This window comes from Exiguobacterium sp. H66 (genome assembly GCF_018618705.1).
GTDB lineage: Bacteria > Bacillota > Bacilli > Exiguobacteriales > Exiguobacteriaceae > Exiguobacterium_A > Exiguobacterium_A oxidotolerans.
In genome coordinates this window covers 401,853-421,746 of the sequence record NZ_JACSMQ010000002.1, presented here as the reverse complement: position 1 = coordinate 421,746, position 19,894 = coordinate 401,853, and the positions used below count along the sequence as shown (strand labels likewise).

Here is a 19,894-nt window from a genome sequence, read left to right as displayed (position 1 = left end):
TTGTCTCCAGTATACGCGTGTTTCAAACAGAAATAACGTTACTTGCTCACATGGATTTGCCGACGCATCCGGACGAGTAAGAAGACGTATCCTGCAAGAAGGACGACGACGCTACCGAGGACGACCGTATCAACGAGACCGTCATCTGATTTAAAGTTGATTGCGATATAGGCCCAAACGAAGACGAGCGGATAAATCGGATCGCGGTTCGCAAACATAAAGATGAGTGCGACAATGACACCTACCGGAAGCATGATCATCGTCCAACCGGCGTCACCGATGCCGAGCAACTTCGTGATGCCTTGCGTCTGCATGACGATGAAGACGTTAACGATTGTCGCGACCGAGACCCAGCCGATGTAAAGGGAGAACGGGACTTTAAAACGAAGGGCTTTTGTTTCGCGATCGACCTTCGAGTAGATGACCATCAAAGAAGCGAGTAGACCAATCATGACGGCGAGCGTCAATGGGAAAAGTTTGTAAGCGAATGTGACGATCCAAGCGGCATTAAAGAGACAACTAATCAAAAACCAAGGACCGATTTTTTTTGCGATTTCATGTTCTTTGAACTTTGGGATGGTCTGTAAAATCAACCAAACAAGTAAAACACCATAAATGAGTCCCCAAATCGAGAACGCATACCCGGCAGGTTTGAACAACGTCGGAATCGTGTCGGAAATACGACCGGTTTTCCCACCGTCGAGTGCGTTAACTGTTACAGCAAAGATGAAACCAAGCCAGTTCAACCAAATCCATTTATTTTTCAATAGAAAAACCTCCTTTAATCTCTAAAGAAGGTTTACCCTGAATCTTTCAGTTTTAGACATTAGTGTCGGCTTGTCGGATTCAAGAATGACATGCCAATCGCCGGATTCCCGGTGTGTGAGCCGAGGACAGGCGTAAGGTCGTCAATACGAATCGAGACATCGAAGCGCGCCTCGAGTTTTACCTTCCATTCCCGTGCTAAGTCGTACGCTGTGGCATGAAACAGTGAAATATCCGTTACGTCACCACGTTCAAGGATTTCGACGAGATGATCATAAATTTTGGAGTGCGCTTTCTTGAAGGTCCGAACCGTCTGGTAAGGAACGATTTTGCCCTCCTCGAAGTGGAAGAGCGGGCGTAATTGAAGTAAATTACCGACGAAAGCTTTCGTCGATGAAATGCGACCGCCAGCTTGCAACTGTTTTAAGTTTTCGACGGTAAATTCGATGTGATGATCGAACCGTCGTTTTAAAATCATCTGTTCGATTTGTTCAATCGCAACTCCTTGTTCTGCTAACTGGATCGCTTCCGCAAGTAATTGTCCTGCTGGATAGATACCGCAACGGGAATCAATCGCAATCAGACGAAAACCAGCAATTTCTGCTCCTTGAATGGAAGCATTATACGTACCGCTCAGTTCGCTCGATAAATGAACGGCAAATCCGAAGTCATAGTCTGCTTTTAGTTTTTCATAGTGTTCCGTAAAAGTCCCAATCGAAGGTTGACTCGTCGTGACCTTATGACCGGCATCGATCCAGCTATAGACAGTCTCAGCATTGACATCGACACCGTCGATAAAACTTTCACCATCCTTCATGACAAGTAACGGGACGATCGTTAAGTCTTGATGGTCGACGATTGAGTTTGGCACAATCGTCGTACTGTCTGTAATCCAAGCAATGCGCATCGTGAATTCCTCCTCATTTTAGTACCTGATATTAATTGTAGGTGTAAGCGTTACCGGTGTCAAACCTTCCTGAAAAAAGTGAGTAATTTCCCTTGCTAAAAAAAGTCAGTACGCTATAATCGGTACGTGATTAGTAAACTTTCAGTCGTCTTATACTAAACTCAGGAACAGTATGGGAGAGGAGGGCGTAAAGTGCGTACGATTGGCAATAAAATTAAAAACTTGCGTCTTCAAAAAGGATTGACACAAGAAGAGCTCGGGGAAAGAACCGATTTAAGTAAGGGATATATTTCGCAAATCGAGCGAGAGATCAGTTCTCCCTCGATTGAGACATTATTTAGCCTCCTTGAAGTATTAGGCATCTCAGCAAGAGACTTTTTCGATGAGGAGGCGCTGAATCAGAAAGTCGTTTATACACGAGACGATGTCACGAGTTATGCCGATGAGGAACGAGGGTACCACGTCACCTGGTTGATTCCGGAGTCGAATGAAAAAGAAATGGAACCGGTCCTGTTGACGCTTGCTGCGAACAGTTCATTTAAAGCTTATGAACCGTCCGGATCGGAAACATTCGTTTATGTCCTCCAAGGTAACGTGACACTCGCACTCGGTCGACAAATATTCCGGGCGAAACAAGGTGAGACGTTCTACTATAAAGCGTCAGAAATCCATCAACTACGAAACGAGTCAGCGACGGAGGCGAAACTTCTCGTCACAGCAACCGACTCGTATCTTTAAGGAGGAACTAAAGTGACAACGAATACGATCATTCAATTCAAAGAAGTATCAAAACAGTTTGACGACCAAACCGTCCTCGACGGTGTCAGCTTCGAAATCGAGCGGGGGAAGTTCTACACATTGCTCGGCCCATCCGGTTGCGGTAAAACGACAGTCCTGCGCTTAATTGCCGGTTTTACGGAAGCGACAGCGGGTGAAATCATCTTCAACGGAAAACGGATTAACGATGTTCCGGCGAACAAACGTCAAGTCAATACGGTTTTCCAGGATTATGCCTTGTTCCCGCACTTAAACGTCTTCGAGAACATCGCCTTCGGCCTTCGAATCAAAAAGGTCAAAGAAGCAGACATTAAGCAACGTGTCCTTGATGCGTTGAAGTTCGTTAACTTATCAGGCTACGAAAAACGTGAAATCACAGAGATGTCGGGTGGACAACGTCAACGTGTCGCGATTGCCCGGGCAATCGTTAATGAACCGGAAGTGATTTTACTGGACGAACCCTTGTCAGCACTCGATTTGAAGTTGCGGACGGAGATGCAATACGAGCTGCGCGACTTACAGCGTCGTCTTGGGATTACGTTCATCTTCGTCACGCATGATCAAGAAGAAGCGCTGGCGATGTCGGATGAAATTTTTGTCTTAAATCATGGTTCGATCCAACAATCGGGGACACCGACCGACATTTATGATGAACCGATCAACCGCTTCGTCGCCGACTTCATCGGTGAGTCGAACATCATTCCGGGACGGATGTTAAACGATTACCTCGTCTCGTTCGCAGAAAAAGAATTCGAATGTGTCGACCGTGGACTTGAATTGAATGAACCGGTCGAAATCGTCATCCGTCCAGAAGACTTAGAAATCACGCATGTCGCCCAAGGGAAGCTGCGGGTGACGGTCGATTCGCAACTCTTCCGTGGCGTCCATTATGAAATCGCCTGTATCGATGAAGTCGGAAATGAGTGGCTCGTCCACAGTACGAAAAAAGCGACGGTCGGTGAGCATATCGGTCTGACATTTGATCCAGAAGCGATTCACGTCATGCGTCTGAATGAGACGGAAGAAGACTTTGATAAACGGCTTGAATCGTACGATGGGGTGTTATGATGCAAAAAACACGTAACTGGTACCTGATTCCCTATACATTTTGGATTGCCTTATTCGTCATCGCTCCAATCGTACTTGTCGTCTATTATTCGTTCCTTGATTTAGATGGAAACTTCTCGTTCGTCAACTATCAGAATTTCTTTACCTCGACGTATTTGACGATGACGCTCAGTTCATTTTGGTATGCCTTTTTAATCACGTTGTTTTCGCTTGCGATCGGTTATCCGACAGCCTATTTATTGACGAAAACGAAGCATAAACAACTTTGGTTGCTCTTGATCATCTTACCGACCTGGATCAACCTGCTGCTGAAAGCCTATGCCTTCATCGGACTGTTCAGCACGTACGGACTCGCGAACCAAACGCTTGAAGCGATTGGCATCGGACGGAAGCAAATCCTGTTCACGGACTTCAGCTTCGTCTTCGTGTCGGTCTACATCTTCATCCCGTTCATGATTTTGCCGATTTTTAATGCCATCGAAAAGTTAAGTCCGTCGCTCGTCTTTGCGGCACGTGACTTAGGGGCATCGAACTTTACGACATTTCGTCGTGTCGTCTTCCCATTGACGATTGATGGTGTGAAGTCAGGCTGTCAACTTGTCTTCATCCCGGCGTTATCACTCTTCATGATTACCCGCCTGATTGCCGGGAACCGTGTCATCACGCTCGGTACAGCAATTGAACAACAATTTCTTGTCACCCAAAACTGGGGGATGGGTGCGACGATCGCCGTCTTCTTGATCATCGCGATGGCCATCATTCTCGCCTTGACGAGTACAAAACGGAAGAAAGGAGCGACGACATGATGAAACGGTTTAAACTGGCAAACCTATATTTGATTGGTGTCTTCATCGTCTTGTATGCTCCAATCTTCTATCTCGCATTCTATTCGTTCAACAGTGCAGATAACATGACGAACTTTGATTCCTTCACGTGGGATTGGTATAAGGAAGTCTTTCAAGATTCACGCCTCTTGATCATCGTCTTGAATACACTCGTTATCGCCTTGCTCTCAGCAGCGATCTCGACGATTGTCGGCGTGTTCGGTGCAATTGGAATTCAAGCAGTTCGGAAAAAGCGGATTGAAACGTCGCTCCTGACACTTAATAGTATTTTGATTGTCAGTCCGGACGTCATCATCGGAGCATCGTTCTTAATCTTCTTTACGATGCTCGGGATTCAACTTGGCTTTACATCCGTCTTACTGTCGCACATCGCGTTTTCTGTCCCGATCGTCGTCATCCTTGTCTTGCCGAAACTGCAAGAGATGAGCCCGACGCTCGTCGATGCGGCACGTGATTTAGGGGCAAGTCGTTTGGACGTCCTGACGAAAGTCATCTTGCCGTACATCACACCGGGGATCTTTGCCGGATTCTTTACGGCACTGACGTACTCACTCGATGATTTTGCTGTGACATTTTTCGTGACGGGGAATGGGTTTACGACCTTATCCGTTGAAATCTATTCATTGGCACGCCAAGGGATTTCGATGAAAATCAATGCCTTGTCGACCGTCATCTTCTTATTTACGTTCTTACTTGTCATCGGCTACTATTTCTTGAACCAACGTTCTGTAGCGAAGTTGTCACGACCGGAGGTGAAATGACCGTTGAAAAAATTAATCCAATTGTTCGTAACGATTTTTCTAATCTCGGGCGTCATCCTGTTTGCTTTGAACCGCTTAAACGCGACACAAGGCTATTCCGGGGGAAATGTCTTGAATATTTACAACTGGGGGGATTACATCGACCCGGACTTAATCGATCAGTTTGAAGAAGAGTCAGGAATTAAAGTCGTCTATCAGACATTCGACTCGAACGAAGCGATGTTGACGAAGATTGAGCAAGGAGGGACGACGTATGATATCGCCGTTCCTTCAGATTATGCGATTGCGAAGATGATTGAAGAAGATCTCGTCATCCCGATTGATCAATCGAAAATTCCGAATCTCAAGCATATCGATGATCGTTTCCTTGATTTGCCGTTCGACCCGGGCAATCAGTATTCGATCCCGTATTTTTGGGGGACGGTCGGCATCGTCTACAATCAAAAACTGCTTGATGGAAAAGAACCAACGAGTTGGAAAGATTTATGGGACCCTGCCTTTAAAAATCAAATCTTATTAGCGGACGGAGCCCGTGAAGTGATGGGGATGAGTCTAAACAGTCTCGGTTATTCCTTGAACGAAACGGACGAAGACAAGCTCCAGGAAGCAAAAGCGAACTTGATGGACCTGACGCCGAACGTCAAAGCGATCGTTGGAGATGAAATCAAGCTACTGCTCGCAAACGAAGAAGCCGGGATCGGGGTCGTCTGGTCCGGTGATGCCAATGAAATCATGAGTGAAAATGAAGACTTGAACTACGTCATCCCGTCAGAAGGATCGAACGTTTGGTTTGATAATGTCGTCATTCCAAAAACGGCGGAAAACGTCGAAGGGGCACATGCGTTCATCAACTTCATGTTGCGCCCGGACATCGCTGCGAAGAATACGGATTATGTCGGCTACTCGACACCGAACAAAGATGCTTTAAAGCTCCTCGACGCAGAGGTACGGGAAGACGAACGGTTCTATCCGGATAAAGCTGTGACGGATACACTCGAAGTCTACAAAAACTTGGGGAAAAAGATGCTTGCCCATTACAATGAATTATTCTTAGAGTTTAAAATGCATAAAAAATAACAAAGGACTGGTATCCCACGGATACCAGCCTTTTTTAAAATATTTTTCTAAAAAATGTATGGAAGATGAGTATTTTTTGAGAAATGGGGGAATGAGTTATTTAACAAAGCATTTTTAGGAGGTAACACCATGAAACGAATCTTAGGACTTATCTTAACAGCAGCTCTTGCCGTCAGCGTCGTGTCAGGCACTTCATATAATCAATCAGCAGAAGCAACGAAACCAACGGATGTCAATTGGCTTCAACATATTAAGAAGAACGCCGGTTATGCTAAGTCACTCGACAAAAACGTTAAACTTAACCGAACGACACTCGCACAGGTACATAGTGCATATAAAGGTGAAAAAAATTCGAACTGGTGCCAAAGTGGTAACGGGCTTATGACACCCGATCGTTCCGTTCATTATTGTTCGACGTACGGAGTAAAAGACAGTAAAGCAAAAGTTTCAGCAATCGTATATGATCCGAAAATGGTCAAACGCACGATTTCTGTCAAGGAAGTAAAAAAAGCGTATCCAACTGCTAAACTTGATCCAATGTTCAACACGATGACCGTTTCAGCGAAAAAGGTCAACATTTATCTAAATTTAAATTCTGACCGTACACAAGTCATGTCAATTCTAGTAAAATATAACTAATGAGAAAAAGGATGACCTTATAGGCCATCCTTTTTATTTAACCTTTTTATAGACCGGCACGAGATGGTCGTAGGTATTTCGAATCAATTCAAGTAATGCATCATGGGACATTGTGCTGACTTTTTGGGCGGAAACATGCCGTCCGATTAAAAATTCAGCTTTTTTTACATCACGAAAACGAACTAATCCTTGTTCAAGGTTTGCATCAGTCACACGAACTGCTTCTTTTTTCATGTGATCGTAGGAAATGACGAAGTCCTCCGGTAAGTCCTGTAACAAATTTTGTTGCTCGAGAAGTTGTGTCGCGTATTGTTGTTTATTAGGAAGCTCGTAGATATAAGCGAGCCAAATGAACAAATGATCATCAAAGAGTCCGACTTGGAAATGCGGATGTTTTTTATAACCACGTTTGTTTGGAGAAAACGCCATCCACGTATCATTAGGCGGGTTTACCTTGCGTCTTGCATGTTGTGCGATGTGCACATACATATCCTCTGCGAGATTGACTGTCAAATCGGGTGAGACTTCAGCGCCAATCTGCCGGAAAACAGGTTGTATCCGTTCCCGGATCGCTTCCATCCGGTTTTCTAACCCTTCGATTTCAAACGTTTCGAAGGCTTCCTTTGTAAATTGAGTACTCATGTATTCATCACCTCTGTTTACATTGTAACAAATCCGTCTAGGAAAAAGAGCGTTTGAAGATTTTCTTAGGTGCAATGCAGTACACTTAAAAAAATAAAAATTTTTTAGGAAGGGGAACTCAACGTGCGTCGTTTTCAACAATACCTCCTTCGAAGCTGGGTCGTGTTCTTTATCGTCGTGATTGTCATTGATCTTATCGCGAGAGCAGACGGATACAGCCTCAGCATCGATTACTTTACATTCTTTTTGGTAGTAGCGTTATCGACGATTTTCGTCGTCGACCCGGTTCGTCGAAGACATATGAGTTTTACGTTCCACTTTGGTTTTGTCCTGTATACCTTTTTAACATACGGATTGTTATCAGCGATTTGTGTCGGACAATTGACGATGCTGATTTACCAATTGCGTTCATTTCATACGGCAATCGGACGACGGCGTATGCTGCACAATTATCCATTCAACGTCACGCTTGAACTCTTATTGATTTTGCCGGCAGGTTTAGCCTACAATGCGCTCGGTGGAACACACGGTCCGGATTTTTCACTCATCGGGAATATCGTACCGCTCGTGACGATGGTCGTCATCATGTGGGTCGTCCTTTTGTTCCAATATACATTGTCGAACTTCTTACTCGGAGAGAATATCCCGAGCAGCGTCATGATCCCGTTGCTACGTTTTGAAGCAGTCGTCATTACGGCAGAACTGTTATTTGGAGTTTTTAGTACCTTGATGGCCCAAAACAATGGAATCAGTGCATTGGTCATGACGGCATTTGCATTATTCATCATCAAACGTGCGCTCGGCAGCTCAGTTCATGCGAGTGACCGGATTGAACACTGGGAACAGATTGAGCGTCTAAAAGAAGCAGCGTGGCAGGACGGGGATTCCCAGTTCATCATCGAACGCTACTTAAAACAACTCAATCAATTCGTTAAACCTGACATCGCCTGGATAAAGTTTGATTTTGGAGAAGGAAAGACAGTCTATTATTCGCTGAAAGATGGACGGAAATTAAAAGCGGATCACGTCGAAGGAATCATCATCGAAGAATTGATTGAAAAAGAGGAAGTTCTCCTTTACGGCATGCAACAGGAGTGGGACATTCGCCTCTACGATTGTCTTCCTGAAGAAACACAATCGATTTTGTTCATCAAACCGGAAGCGACGGAAACCATCAATTGCTCGTTATTTTTAGCATCGGAAGCAAGTGGTGAATTCACGACAGATTTTGGTTATGAGCTGTATCGTGCATTACGTGTGTTGTCCTGGGCCGTTGAACGGGCCCAAGAACGACAACATCTTTTAATCGATAGCCGGACAGACGCCATGACAAAATTACCGAACTACCGTGCCTTGCAAGAGTGGGGCGATCGACGAATCAAGCAAAAGGATTTGTATCCGTTCTCGGCATTGATGATCGACTTGGATCACTTCAAGCAAATCAATGATACCCATGGTCACGAAATCGGAGATGTTGTATTGTTCGAGGTCGCTAAACTCTTGATGCAGGCGACACGCATCACAGACCTTGTCGCGCGGTACGGTGGGGAAGAGTTCGTCGTGTTATTACCGAATACGGACATCGAATCGGCACGAATCGTTGCAGAGCGCATCCGTGAGACGCTACACGCCAATCCAATCGAAGTATCCGGTCATTCGTTAGAAATCACCGCAAGCATCGGAATCGATACGCTGAAAGAGTTAGGCGATCTTGCGAGCCTGATTCGAAATGCAGACCGTGCGATGTACGTAGGGGCTAAATTCCAGGGGCGTGACCGCGTTGCGTCATACCAAGAGTGGAAAGAAAAAGTAATTTAATATAACGGTGCTGACTCATATGTGTAGCCAAAACAATCTTTTTGACAGACGTTTTCGTTCTACATCAAATCAAATGGCCGATGCTTCCATCTTTTCACGGAAGCATCGGCCACTACTATTAAACATGAAACAGACCAGTCGAGGCGTCGACTGGGCTGTTTAGCGTGTGAACTATAAAATAGGAAGAAAATGAATGCACTAGACTGATTATTGCGCTTGTTGGTTACTCATACGGATTTCACTCTCGATCGCATGAATAGCGGCTGACCATGAACCATAGCGGTGGAGCAATGCTTTTGTAGAGGGTTTGTTGTTTCGCTTCGCCCACTCACGGTAAGCTTCAAAAGACAATGAGAATCCGACTTCTTCAATTGCTTGTCGAAGTGATGCCGCAAGCTCTGCTTTCGAATACGTGACGCTTGCTTCGAGTCCTGCTGCTGTACAGGCATCATGCCAAGAACCAAACATCTTCACGATATGATAGTGGCTCGGTGCATGGTGGACCGATTTCCGCCAAATTTGGTACTTCTTCAAGGTAATCGTCGAACCGACATCTTTCGCGTACCGGTGGAAAGATTTCAGAATTTCATCTTTCGTATATTTCGGTGCCCGCTCCAGCTCTTCCGGTTGCTGATCGATATGCCATTCAAAACCTGCGGCAGATAAAGCTTCCGGCCACGAACCGAATTGGCGGATGATGTTTTCAGGCAATGGCCAACCATGGACAACGGCATAGCGGCGGTAGATCGTCCGGCGTGGCCGGTCTTGAATCAGTTCGCCGACTGCACGGATGGCTTCAATCATCTCGATTTGTTCTTCTGTGAATGTTTGTTGACTCGTCAGTACACGTTGCTTCAAAGATGAGTCCTCCTTCCTAAATAATCGTAGTGTTGAGGCAAAAGTCCTCTATATAGAATGTATCGGCACTTTTTCATTAAATCTGAAGAATTACCGCGAATTATTGTAAAAAAAAGTGAATTTAGTTTCTTCTGCATAAGTATAAATGGAAGTAATACAAATGAAAACAGAATGTTACCACTTTTTAATCAATATCTAAAAAACAGTACATTCGCCTCATATGGAAAAAAAGACCAGACCCGCGTAAAGCGAGGCTGGCCTTTAAAGATCTTGTATCCTTATTTTCCTTCGATGTAAGTCCATTTGAACGAAGTATCCGCTCCGACTTTATGGTTGACGATTCCTTTAACGTAAGGTTTACGTAAGAGGGAAGCTCCACGTTGGTACATGACAGAGATTGCTTGATCGTCTTCGAGTAAGACTTTTTCAGCATCCTTCAGTGACTGCCAGCGTGTTTCGGCATTCGCGTCTTTCATTGCAGATTTGATGAGTGAATCGTACTTGTCGCTTGAGTAACCACCACGGTTATACGGTCCACCAGTCATCCACATGTCGAGGAATGTCATTGGATCCTGATAGTCAGGTCCCCAACCAGCGAATGAAAGTTCGAATTCACCTTTCGATTCAAGTTCTAATTTGTTTTTGAATGGCTGCTGCTTGATTGTTACTTCAAGACCTGGAAGGTTTTTCTCCCATTCACCTTTGAGGTATTCAGAGATTTTTTTCGAGTTGTCATCATCATATGAGAGAAGCTCGAGTTTAACTTTGTCTTTGCCTTCTGCTTTTAGACCTTTCTCAAATGATGCTTTTGCAGATGAAGCATCAAATGAACCGAAGCCTTCGTTGCCGTCGCGGAAGTCTTTTCCGTCTGGACCATTTGCGAATTCTTGCGGGACATAGTAGTATGCCGGGATTGAGCCGTTGTTTAAGAGGACTTTCGCCATCTGTTCTTTGTCATATCCTGAGTCGATCGCTTTACGGATATCTTTATTTTTGAGCAATTCGTTTTTGAAGTTCATTTGGATATAGTACATCGATGCATCGAGACGTGTTTGGAAATCTTCATCATCTTTATATTGATCGACGAATTCGCTTGTCAAACCGACTGTATCGATGTCACCTTTTTCATACAAGTTGACAGCCGTTGAAACTTCTTTAACGACTTTGTAGTTAACTTCTTCAAGTTTAACTGCGTCAGCATCCCAATACTGGTCGTTCTTTTTGTACGACCAACCGACTTCTGTTTTCCAGTCCGTTAGTTGGAATGGACCGTTGTAAAGGAAGTTCTCAGGATCCTTCGCGAAGTCTTTTCCTTTTTCTTCAACGAATTCCTGTTTAAGCGGCATGAATGAACCGAATCCAGTCAAGGCTTTGAAGTAGTCTGCAGGTTGTGTCAACTTAACTTCGAGTGTCTTGTCATCCACTGCTTTGACACCGACATCTTCCGCTTTCCCTTTACCAGTGTTGTAGCCTTCCGCTCCATCGATGACATACATGATATAAGCATATTGCGAACCGCTATCAGGATCGAGGACACGTTTCCAAGCATATTCGAAGTCTTTTGCTGTGACATCGCTGCCGTCAGACCATTTTGAATCGCGTAATTTGAATGTGTATGTAAGTCCATCTTCCGAGACGTCAACACTTTCTGCAACACCTGGTGTTGGCTCTTGGTTTTCATCAAGACGGAAGAGACCTTCTTGAACGTTGTTTAAAACTGTGAAAGAAACAGAGTCTGTCGCGACTGTCGGGCTAAGTGCCGGGATGTCTGATCCGCTTGTTAAATTCAAGACTTGCTTGTCATCTGATTTTGCAGTGTCTTTCGAGCCGGATGTGTCTTTCGAGTCATCTGTTGATGAACAAGCTGCCAAGCTTGATCCTGCGATTGTTAGTGCACCAACGAGTGCGAGTGTTTTTTTCTTCTTCATAATGATAAGTTCCCTCCCAAGAATAAATATATATGATGATAAAATGAGTACCCGATAGTTAGAGCGATCCGGTGTCCTATGAAAAAAATAAGAGGGGTCATCGCCTTTTACTTTTGTTGAAGGAAAGCACCGGATCAACTTGTTTCTAATAATAAATACAATATTCAGAAAAATCAATAGAATATTTTCAGATTATTTCAAAAACATTAAAAATATGAGCAATACCAAGGTTTTTTATGTGAAAAAAATTTTTGAAAGGATAAAATTGGTAGCGATAAAATGATTGTAAAATTAAAAAACACGCTACATCCGTAACGTGGTCAGCGTGTAGACAAAGTGATATCGGAAGATGAAAGCGTCTTTTTTCGTTGCTTTCCTCGGGCGAGGCGCAAGCCGTTGCTCCTTGATCCTAACAGACAAGGAGCAGGGTCTTGCCTGCCTCTGAACGTGCGTTAAAAACGCACTTTTTCCCGTAGGAGGTGACGCTTTTCAGGTAACATCGTGACGGAAAGCCGAGCATGCGGACGGTTTAGAGCGCAATCCGTCTCGAATCGCTTAGAACCGCGAACTTTGACTCTCGTTATAGCATATTCACTCTTCATAAGAGTTTGTCTACATTGAAACAGGCTACATCAGTAGCGTGTTTTTCTTTTTAATCAAGTGATTTTACGTAGTTTAAGGCTTCAGAAACATGATCTTTAACTTTAACGCTCCGCCATTCTTGGATTAATTCACCCGCCTCATCAACTAAAAACGTTGAACGGACGATCCCATAATATTCCTTACCGTAGTTCTTTTTGAGTTGCCAGACCCCATACTGTTCGCAGACCGTATGATCGACATCAGAGAGAAGTTGAAACGGAAGTTCATATTTTGAGATAAAGTTTTGATGCCGTTTTTGACTGTCGGCGGAGATTCCGAGGATGACGGTATTTTCAGCCGCGAAGGCGTCCGTCGCGTCACGGAAGTCACAGGCTTCCGTCGTACAACCCGGTGTCGAGTCTTTCGGATAGAAGTAGAGAATGACTTTCTTACCACGATAATCGGCGAGTGAAATGTCTTCGCCTGTAGCGTTCGGTAACGTAAATGTCGGTGCGTTCATAAAAGAGTCCTCCTTTAACCTAGTTCCATGTTCAGTTGATCAGCGTATTTTCCGAGTTTCTTTTGTAAGCTTTCCTTTAATGGGTCAAGTGCGATTAAATATTTTTCATAGTCTGTTCCGGCCTTCGCAGTTTTGAGTAATAGATCTTGTTCATCGACATACCAGTCCGCGTAATCGGAATAGTAATCGACTAATACTTCGGGATTGCCTTCGTTGCCGAGTGCCATACCGTAAATCATTAAGATGTTACTGTTCATCTCGAGTGCCATATAGTCGGTCTGGGCATTGACGCGTGTGAACACTTTATCCTGTTCATCTTCCGGTGTGTTCCCGACGGCTTCTGCTGCTTTGGCATTGACGCCGTATTCGTCTGCATTAAATGAATCAAACATCTCAGCGAGCGTCGTGAAGACGGCTGGTTCAAAGGTCGTTGGTGCGATGACAGCTTTCCATTCCCCATCTTTTTTCAGGAATAACTTCGACGCACGGTTCGGGAGCGCTGATCCATCCGCATCATTGAACTCGTGGATGATATAGGCGACGTCGCCTTGTTGGAAGCTTTTAACGATCTTGCCAGGCGTGACGTTCAGGTTTTTAGCACCAATCGTTGCTGCGCGTAACGGTTCGGACTCACCCGTGTACTCAATCTTAGCGAGTGCTTTTGCATCAGCTGATCCCGTTTTCCCTAACGTATCTTGATAGGCTTGATAGACATCAAGAACGGCTTGGTCAGCTTGCGCGACTTGTTTCGTTTCCGTCGTCTTCGGGGATTCAGTATCTGTAGAGGAAGTGGAATCGTTCCCACATCCGACTAACAGAATGCTCGTTGATAGTAGAGCTGTGATTAATCGTTTCATATAGGACCTCCTAAATCAGAATCAACAGGAATGATGGAATGAAGTGTTTACTGTCTTCACCATACAGGATATTCGCTTTTTTGAGTAGGAAATAGGTACACTAGTCTAAAGGGGAGTGGATAAAACATGAAAATTCATGTAACGGATGAAGCATTACAATACTTTAAAGATGAGATGGAAGCGAAGGAAGGCGACACGATTCGCTTTTTCGCGAAATACGGCGGATCGACGGATTTGACACAAGGGTTTTCGGTCGGTGTCCATATGGAAGAAGTCGAACGGGCAGCTGTTGAAGAAGTCGTGGACGGGATTCATTTCGTCGTCTCTGATCAAGATGAGTGGTTGTTCCAGGAGCAGGACGTCAAGGTCTCAATCCAAAACGAAGAGATCGTCTTTTCCCAAGCAACTGAATAATTCGAGCGAAACGTGAGCGGGAGAACGCAGCCTGCTCATTTTTTTTGACTAGAATAATTGTAAGCGGCGTCATGCTTCTGTACAATGGAGAATGTAAGCGATTAAAAGTATGTATAAAGGGGGAATAGAGATGATTCCGTACAAACACGAACCATTCACGGACTTCTCACAAGAAGCGAACAAGAAAGCGTTCGAGGAGGCACTTGTACTCGTATCGCAAGAGCTAGGAAAAGATTATCCGCTCGTCATCGGGGGCAAACATGTGACGACGGAAGATAAAATCGTTTCGGTCAATCCGGCAAACAAAGAAGAGATCGTCGGACGTGTCTCAAAAGCGACACAAGCACACGCAGAGGATGCGATGCAGGCAGCTGTCACAGCATTCGAAACGTGGAAATTCGTCAATCCGAGTGTTCGTGCGGACGTCCTGTTCAAAGCAGCGAACATCATCCGGAAACGCAAACATGAATTCTCGGCGTACCTCGTCAAAGAAGCTGGGAAACCATGGAACGAAGCAGATGCGGATACAGCAGAAGCAATCGATTTCCTTGAATATTATGCACGTCAGATGCTCGTCTTAAAAGACGGCAAAAAAGTCGAGAGTCGTCCGGGTGAATACAACCGTTACGATTACATCCCGCTCGGTGTCGGCGTCATCATCTCACCATGGAACTTCCCACTCGCGATCATGGCAGGGACTGCGGTTGCGGCAATCGTCGCCGGAAACCCGATTCTCTTGAAACCGGCATCGACGACACCTGTCGTCGCTGCTAAATTCGTTGAAGTCATGGAGCAGGCAGGTCTTCCGGCTGGCGTCTTGAACTTCATCCCGGGACCAGGGGCAGAAGTCGGGGATTACCTCGTCGACCACCCGAAAACACGTTTCATCAGCTTCACAGGATCACGTGATGTCGGTCTCCGGATTAACGAACGTGCTTCGAAATTAAATGACGGTCAAATCTGGCTCAAACGTGTCATCGCAGAGATGGGCGGAAAAGACACGATGGTCATCGATGAGTCAGCCGATCTTGATTACGCGGCAGACATGATCACAAAAGCAGCATTCGGCTTCTCCGGTCAAAAATGTTCAGCGTGTTCACGTGTCGTCGCACTCGACTCCGTCTACGACGAGTTACTCGAAAAAGTTGTTGCGAATACAGCAAAACTGAGCATCGGGAACCCGGTCGACGTGACGAACAACGTCGGTCCTGTCATCGATGCAGCGGCATTCAAAAAAATCACGTCGTACTTCGATATCGCAAAACAAGAAGGACGGATTGCAGCAGGCGGAACGGCTGACGATTCAACAGGCTTCTTCGTCGCACCAACGGTCGTCGCGGACGTTCAACCGACGGATCGTTTGATGCAAGAAGAAATCTTCGGACCGGTCGTTGCATTCACGAAAGCAAAAGACTTCAAAGAAGCAATCGCGATCGCGAACAACACGGAGTACGGTTTGACAGGGGCAGTCATCACACAAGACCGGACAAACCAAGAGTACGCACGGGCGAACTTCCATGTCGGGAACCTCTATTTCAACCGTGGTTGTACAGGCGCAATCGTCGGGTACCAACCGTTTGGTGGCTTCAACATGTCAGGAACGGATTCAAAAGCCGGTGGACCGGATTATTTAACACTCCACTTGCAAGCAAAAACGACTTCAGAAATGTTCTGAATTAGTGTTTAATAGATGAAACGGGTATGCGACCTGCATATCCGTTTTTTTTATACACCATAGAAAAGGGGGAGCAAGGATGAACGGAATGTGGTTAGCGATTTTACTGTATCTCGGTCTGATGGTGACGCTTGGCGTGATGGCGTATTACCGGACGAAAAACATGAATGATTATATGCTTGGAGGACGTACGATCGGGCCCGTCGTCACTGCACTCTCAGCCGGAGCAAGCGATATGAGCGGGTGGTTGTTGATGGGATTGCCGGGTGCGATGTTTGCAACTGGTCTGTCCAGTGGATGGATCGTGATCGGCCTATTGCTCGGAGCTTATGCAAACTGGTTGCTTGTTGCGCCACGTCTGCGGGCGTATACTGCGCATGCGGGCGACGCAATCACGATTCCCGACTATTTTGAAAAACGATTCCATGACAAAAGTGGTGTGTTGCGTACAGTTTCAGCTGGAGTTATCTTAATATTCTTTATAATGTACGCATCGAGCGGGTTTGTCGCCGGCGGTCGGCTGTTTGAAGCCGTCTTCGGTTTAGAGTACACGACGGGTCTTTGGATTTTAGCAGGCGTCGTCATCGCCTACGTGTTCCTGGGTGGATTCCTCGCCGTCAGTTGGACGGATGTCGTCCAAGGGATGATCATGGTCATCGCGCTCTTGATCGTTCCGGGTGTCGCCCTTTCACTGAGCGGCGGGATCAATGAGACGCTCGAGACGATTCGGGCAACGGATGGTTCAAAACTTGAACTGTTTAAAGGAACGACGATCATCGGGATCATCTCCTTACTCGCCTGGGGACTCGGCTACTTTGGTCAGCCGCACATCATCGTCCGTTTCATGGCGATTCGTAACTTGAGTGAAATGAAGTCGGCCCGCCGGATCGGGATGGTCTGGATGACCTTCTCCATCATCGGCGCGATGGTGACAGGATTATTCGGTTACGCGTACTTTACGCAACAGGCGGTTGAGCTGAACAACCCGGAGAACGTCTTCATTCAGCTTTCGCGTGATCTATTCCCGGGCTTCATTACCGGTCTCTTACTCGCAGCGTTACTCGCTGCCATCATGTCGACGATTTCGACACAGCTACTCGTCTCTTCGAGTGCTGCGACCAATGACTTTTATCAACGCTTCATGAAGCGGACGCCTTCAGACAAAGAGTTGATGCTCGTCGGTCGTATCATGGTGCTGGCGGTTGCCTTACTTGCCATTGCGTTATCGTTCGGCGCACAAAAATCGATTTTGACACTCGTCGGGTACGCGTGGGCAGGATTCGGTTCTGCTTTTGGTCCGGTCGTCTTGTTCAGCTTACTGTGGCGCCGGATGAACAAAGCGGGAGCACTCGCTTCGATGCTGACGGGATCTGTCGTCGTCATCGCCTGGATTTTAGTCAAACTGTACGTGAAGGATTTACCGTTCTATATTTCGGAGATGTACGAAATGATTCCTGCATTCCTCGCGTCGACGATTGCACTCGTTGTCGTCAGTCTGGCGACGGCTGAACCAAGCGAAGCGGTCTACCGTGAGTTTGATGAAGTAAAGGCGCAGTTGAAAGGTGTCGAACCCGAGCGGAAAATCGTGTAAGTGAACAGCAGGTCATGTAAGGACTGAACTCAGACTGTAGACAACGTGCTATCGGGAAATCAAGCGTCTTTTCCCGTAGGAGTCAACGAAACGTGATGCTTTTTAGGTAATACCGTGACGGAAAGCCGGGTATGCAGGCAGTTTAGGGCGCAATTCGTCTTGAATTGCCGTGAAGACGAGTCAAGACGGGGAAGCGCAGTAAGACAGTATGCGAATAGATAAGCTTCAATCTTCATCAGCGTTTGTCTACAATCTGATCGAAGTTCACTTGAATGTGAACTTCGATTTTTTTTTGTGGTTAGAATGCGCGGTCAAAAAGAATGGTAGATGGCTTGATTTCAGGACTGGATGATTCAGTTTACTTTGTTAATAAGTATTTCCATGAAGCATGTATGTTGCCTGAAGGAAAGAAAAGCGTATACTTGCAACTAAAGAGAGGTGTTCAATATGGTCAGTCAACCGGTAGCACCGGTCGAACGATTGAAAAAAAGACAATTTATCGGTCCGGCCTTTGTTGCCGCCGTCGCGTACCTCGACCCGGGGAACTTTGCGACGAACATGACGGCCGGCGCCCAGTACGGATTTTTATTACTTTGGATCATCGTCGCAGCAAATTTGATGGCGGTCGTCATCCAAACGTTGTCAGCAAAACTTGGACTCGTCAGTAATATGAGCTTGGCGGAAGTCATCCGGGACGAGCTATCACCCGTCGCCCGACTGTTTTACTGGGCACAGGCAGAACTCGTCGCCATGGCGACGGATCTCGCGGAATTCGTTGGTGCTGCACTCGGATTTCACCTGTTGTTTAACATCGATATGAAAATCGCTGCGATTTTAACGGCGATTGCTTCGTTCGTCATTCTCGGCTTTGAACGGAAGGGCTTACGGCATTTCGAAGCCGTCATCGCTGGACTGGTCCTCGTGATTGCCGTTGCATTCGCGATCCAAGTCATTCAAGTCGAGCCGAACGTGCGGGACATGGCAGGCGGCTTGATTCCCGGATTCGAGGGAACACCGAGTATCGTCCTTGCTGCCGGGATGTTAGGAGCGACAGTCATGCCGCACGCGATTTATTTGCACTCGGATTTGACGAAACGCCGGATGGGGAAAATTGCGGATAAACGAGGATTGATGAAAATTCAGACACTTGATATTTGGGCAGCGATGTTGATCGCAGGGGCAGTCAATGGGGCGATGCTCGTCATCGCGGCGACAGTCTTCTTCGGAACCGATCAGAAAGCAGCGACACTTGAAAGTATTTTCTCAGGACTCGGGACATCGCTCGGTGGAACAGCACCGTACTTGTTCGGAGTCGCCTTACTTGTCTCCGGTCTCGCATCGTCAAGCGTCGGGACAATGTCTGGTGATGCGATCATGCGTGGGTTCTTAAAAATTGAGATTCCGATTTTCTTGCGTCGAAGCATCACGATGGCACCGGCCATTGTATTGTTGTTATCGGGCTTTGATCCGACACGGGCCTTGATTTTGAGTCAGGTCGCCTTATCGTTCGGGATTCCGTTCGCGTTGATTCCATTGATTCGAGCAACGTCGAGTGGACGAATCATGGGTGACTTCAAGAACGGGGTGAAGATGAAGCTCCTTGCCTGGAGTATCGTGACGATCGTCATTATCTTCAATGTTTATTTACTGGTTGATCTTTTAGTTTGAATATTCTGTTATTTTGTTTTGTAAAACAGTCGCATGGGTAATGAATTACTAGAAGCTTTCCGCCCGAAAGCTTTGCTACCCCTATAAGGACGATGGTGCGGACCTCCCCCCGATGCACCATCGTCTTTTTTGTCTGACTAAAAAGTGCTATGATTAGAAATAGTGTAAAATATACTGCAAAAGTTCCGGAGGTGGAATGACATGGCAAATATTAATGAAGAGCAAGTCCGCCACGTGGCGCATTTGGCACGCCTTGCCGTGACAGATGAAGAAGTACAACAATTTACGGTTCAGCTCGAAAAAATTCTCGGTTTTGCTGAGCAATTGAATGAACTTGATACGACAGGAGTCGAACCAACGACACATGTCCTTGATTTAAAGAACGTCTTACGAAAAGACGAAGTACGCCCATCGCTTCCGCGCACGGAAGTAGAACGACTCGCACCTGATTGGGAAGCCGGACAAGTCCGCGTCCCAGCAGTGTTCGAATAAGGAGGAGACC

The 19,894-nt window shown here is 46.0% G+C and carries 19 protein-coding genes; 12 read left to right on the top strand and 7 right to left on the bottom strand.

The genetic code is table 11. The features are described from left to right. Nucleotides 1–38 precede the first annotated feature (38 nt). Both KNP88_RS05435 and KNP88_RS05430 read right to left on the bottom strand, forming a co-directional pair. The gene (locus tag KNP88_RS05435; protein ID WP_214768903.1) at nt 39–767 is read right to left on the bottom strand and encodes a tryptophan-rich sensory protein; all 729 of its coding nucleotides are present in this window, start codon (nt 765–767) and stop codon (nt 39–41) included. Nucleotides 768–826: 59 nt separating this feature from the next. After that, nucleotides 827–1,672 carry a DegV family protein gene (locus tag KNP88_RS05430; RefSeq protein ID WP_214807155.1) on the bottom strand — a complete coding sequence of 282 codons (846 nt, stop codon included), beginning with the start codon at nt 1,670–1,672 and terminating at the stop codon, nt 827–829. A 192-nt stretch (nt 1,673–1,864) separates the two neighbouring features. On the opposite strand from KNP88_RS05430, the gene KNP88_RS05425 reads away from it, so the two are divergent. The 6 genes from KNP88_RS05425 to KNP88_RS05400 all read left to right on the top strand — a co-directional run bounded on the left by KNP88_RS05425 (nt 1,865) and on the right by KNP88_RS05400 (nt 6,839). Next, the gene (locus KNP88_RS05425; RefSeq protein ID WP_214892678.1) at nt 1,865–2,410 is read left to right on the top strand and encodes a helix-turn-helix domain-containing protein; all 546 of its coding nucleotides are present in this window, start codon (nt 1,865–1,867) and stop codon (nt 2,408–2,410) included. A 12-nt stretch (nt 2,411–2,422) separates the two neighbouring features. Further along, nucleotides 2,423–3,517 carry an ABC transporter ATP-binding protein gene (locus KNP88_RS05420; RefSeq protein WP_214892676.1) on the top strand — a complete coding sequence of 365 codons (1,095 nt, stop codon included), beginning with the start codon at nt 2,423–2,425 and terminating at the stop codon, nt 3,515–3,517. Next, on the top strand, nt 3,514–4,323 hold the full coding sequence (locus tag KNP88_RS05415; RefSeq protein ID WP_214892674.1) for an ABC transporter permease: 810 nt from the start codon (nt 3,514–3,516) through the stop codon (nt 4,321–4,323). Before KNP88_RS05420 ends, KNP88_RS05415 begins: the two co-directional genes overlap by 4 nt. Further along, nucleotides 4,320–5,123, top strand: coding sequence for an ABC transporter permease (locus KNP88_RS05410; RefSeq protein WP_088837844.1), 804 nt, complete (start codon nt 4,320–4,322; stop codon nt 5,121–5,123). Before KNP88_RS05415 ends, KNP88_RS05410 begins: the two co-directional genes overlap by 4 nt. Nucleotides 5,124–5,138: 15 nt before the next feature. Continuing rightward, entirely contained in the window at nt 5,139–6,200 is a 1,062-nt protein-coding gene (locus KNP88_RS05405; protein ID WP_371816049.1) for an ABC transporter substrate-binding protein, read from the top strand. A gap of 129 nt (nt 6,201–6,329) precedes the next feature. Continuing rightward, nucleotides 6,330–6,839 (top strand): hypothetical protein, encoded by a 510-nt coding sequence (locus KNP88_RS05400; protein WP_029331533.1) that lies wholly within the window; start codon nt 6,330–6,332, stop codon nt 6,837–6,839. A gap of 33 nt (nt 6,840–6,872) precedes the next feature. Here KNP88_RS05400 and KNP88_RS05395 read toward each other — a convergent pair whose 3' ends face one another. After that, a complete protein-coding gene (locus KNP88_RS05395) occupies nt 6,873–7,481 on the bottom strand; it encodes a YktB family protein (protein WP_214768895.1) in 609 nt (202 codons plus the stop codon). 123 nt (nt 7,482–7,604) lie between these two features. Here KNP88_RS05395 and KNP88_RS15810 point away from each other — a divergent pair, with 123 nt between their 5' ends. Then, complete coding sequence (locus KNP88_RS15810; RefSeq protein ID WP_214892672.1) at nt 7,605–9,299, top strand: GGDEF domain-containing protein; 1,695 nt, start codon at nt 7,605–7,607, stop codon at nt 9,297–9,299. 207 nt (nt 9,300–9,506) lie between these two features. Here the strand turns inward: KNP88_RS15810 and KNP88_RS05385 are convergent, their stop codons facing one another. From KNP88_RS05385 to KNP88_RS05370, 4 genes are all read right to left on the bottom strand, one after another. Continuing rightward, nucleotides 9,507–10,157 (bottom strand): homing endonuclease associated repeat-containing protein, encoded by a 651-nt coding sequence (locus KNP88_RS05385; RefSeq protein WP_214892670.1) that lies wholly within the window; start codon nt 10,155–10,157, stop codon nt 9,507–9,509. Between the two features lie 278 nt (nt 10,158–10,435). Next, nucleotides 10,436–12,085, bottom strand: a complete 1,650-nt coding sequence (locus KNP88_RS05380) for a peptide ABC transporter substrate-binding protein (RefSeq protein ID WP_214892668.1) — start codon at nt 12,083–12,085, stop codon at nt 10,436–10,438. A 652-nt stretch (nt 12,086–12,737) separates the two neighbouring features. Continuing rightward, on the bottom strand, nt 12,738–13,187 hold the full coding sequence (gene bcp, locus KNP88_RS05375) for a thioredoxin-dependent thiol peroxidase (RefSeq protein WP_088837838.1): 450 nt from the start codon (nt 13,185–13,187) through the stop codon (nt 12,738–12,740). A 14-nt stretch (nt 13,188–13,201) separates the two neighbouring features. Then, the gene (locus KNP88_RS05370; protein WP_214892666.1) at nt 13,202–14,044 is read right to left on the bottom strand and encodes a hypothetical protein; all 843 of its coding nucleotides are present in this window, start codon (nt 14,042–14,044) and stop codon (nt 13,202–13,204) included. A 126-nt stretch (nt 14,045–14,170) separates the two neighbouring features. Here KNP88_RS05370 and KNP88_RS05365 point away from each other — a divergent pair, with 126 nt between their 5' ends. The 5 genes from KNP88_RS05365 (at nt 14,171) to gatC (ending at nt 19,884) form a co-directional block, all read left to right on the top strand. Then, nucleotides 14,171–14,458 carry a HesB/YadR/YfhF family protein gene (locus tag KNP88_RS05365; protein ID WP_088837836.1) on the top strand — a complete coding sequence of 96 codons (288 nt, stop codon included), beginning with the start codon at nt 14,171–14,173 and terminating at the stop codon, nt 14,456–14,458. Nucleotides 14,459–14,588: 130 nt separating this feature from the next. After that, nucleotides 14,589–16,133 (top strand): L-glutamate gamma-semialdehyde dehydrogenase, encoded by a 1,545-nt coding sequence (gene pruA, locus KNP88_RS05360; RefSeq protein ID WP_214892663.1) that lies wholly within the window; start codon nt 14,589–14,591, stop codon nt 16,131–16,133. 79 nt (nt 16,134–16,212) lie between these two features. Continuing rightward, nucleotides 16,213–17,724: a sodium/proline symporter PutP gene (gene putP / locus KNP88_RS05355; protein WP_285801703.1), complete on the top strand. Its 1,512-nt coding sequence runs from the start codon at nt 16,213–16,215 to the stop codon at nt 17,722–17,724. A gap of 447 nt (nt 17,725–18,171) precedes the next feature. Further along, nucleotides 18,172–19,392 carry an Nramp family divalent metal transporter gene (locus KNP88_RS05350; RefSeq protein WP_214892660.1) on the top strand — a complete coding sequence of 407 codons (1,221 nt, stop codon included), beginning with the start codon at nt 18,172–18,174 and terminating at the stop codon, nt 19,390–19,392. Between the two features lie 201 nt (nt 19,393–19,593). Beyond that, nucleotides 19,594–19,884 carry an Asp-tRNA(Asn)/Glu-tRNA(Gln) amidotransferase subunit GatC gene (gene gatC / locus KNP88_RS05345; RefSeq protein WP_088837833.1) on the top strand — a complete coding sequence of 97 codons (291 nt, stop codon included), beginning with the start codon at nt 19,594–19,596 and terminating at the stop codon, nt 19,882–19,884. Nucleotides 19,885–19,894: the final 10 nt, after the last annotated feature.

Bases quoted from the DNA above. Each gene is read 5' to 3' on its own strand.
- KNP88_RS05370 (WP_214892666.1), bottom strand. From the start codon at position 14,044: ATGAAACGATTAATCACAGCTCTACTATCAACGAGCATTCTGTTAGTC.
- pruA (WP_214892663.1), top strand. From the start codon at position 14,589: ATGATTCCGTACAAACACGAACCATTCACGGACTTCTCACAAGAAGCG.
- KNP88_RS05415 (WP_214892674.1), top strand. From the start codon at position 3,514: ATGATGCAAAAAACACGTAACTGGTACCTGATTCCCTATACATTTTGG.
- KNP88_RS05400 (WP_029331533.1), top strand. From the start codon at position 6,330: ATGAAACGAATCTTAGGACTTATCTTAACAGCAGCTCTTGCCGTCAGC.
- KNP88_RS05365 (WP_088837836.1), top strand. From the start codon at position 14,171: ATGAAAATTCATGTAACGGATGAAGCATTACAATACTTTAAAGATGAG.
- KNP88_RS05410 (WP_088837844.1), top strand. From the start codon at position 4,320: ATGATGAAACGGTTTAAACTGGCAAACCTATATTTGATTGGTGTCTTC.
- putP (WP_285801703.1), top strand. From the start codon at position 16,213: ATGAACGGAATGTGGTTAGCGATTTTACTGTATCTCGGTCTGATGGTG.
- KNP88_RS05380 (WP_214892668.1), bottom strand. From the start codon at position 12,085: ATGAAGAAGAAAAAAACACTCGCACTCGTTGGTGCACTAACAATCGCA.
- bcp (WP_088837838.1), bottom strand. From the start codon at position 13,187: ATGAACGCACCGACATTTACGTTACCGAACGCTACAGGCGAAGACATT.
- KNP88_RS05430 (WP_214807155.1), bottom strand. From the start codon at position 1,672: ATGCGCATTGCTTGGATTACAGACAGTACGACGATTGTGCCAAACTCA.
- KNP88_RS05395 (WP_214768895.1), bottom strand. From the start codon at position 7,481: ATGAGTACTCAATTTACAAAGGAAGCCTTCGAAACGTTTGAAATCGAA.
- KNP88_RS05350 (WP_214892660.1), top strand. From the start codon at position 18,172: ATGGTCAGTCAACCGGTAGCACCGGTCGAACGATTGAAAAAAAGACAA.
- gatC (WP_088837833.1), top strand. From the start codon at position 19,594: ATGGCAAATATTAATGAAGAGCAAGTCCGCCACGTGGCGCATTTGGCA.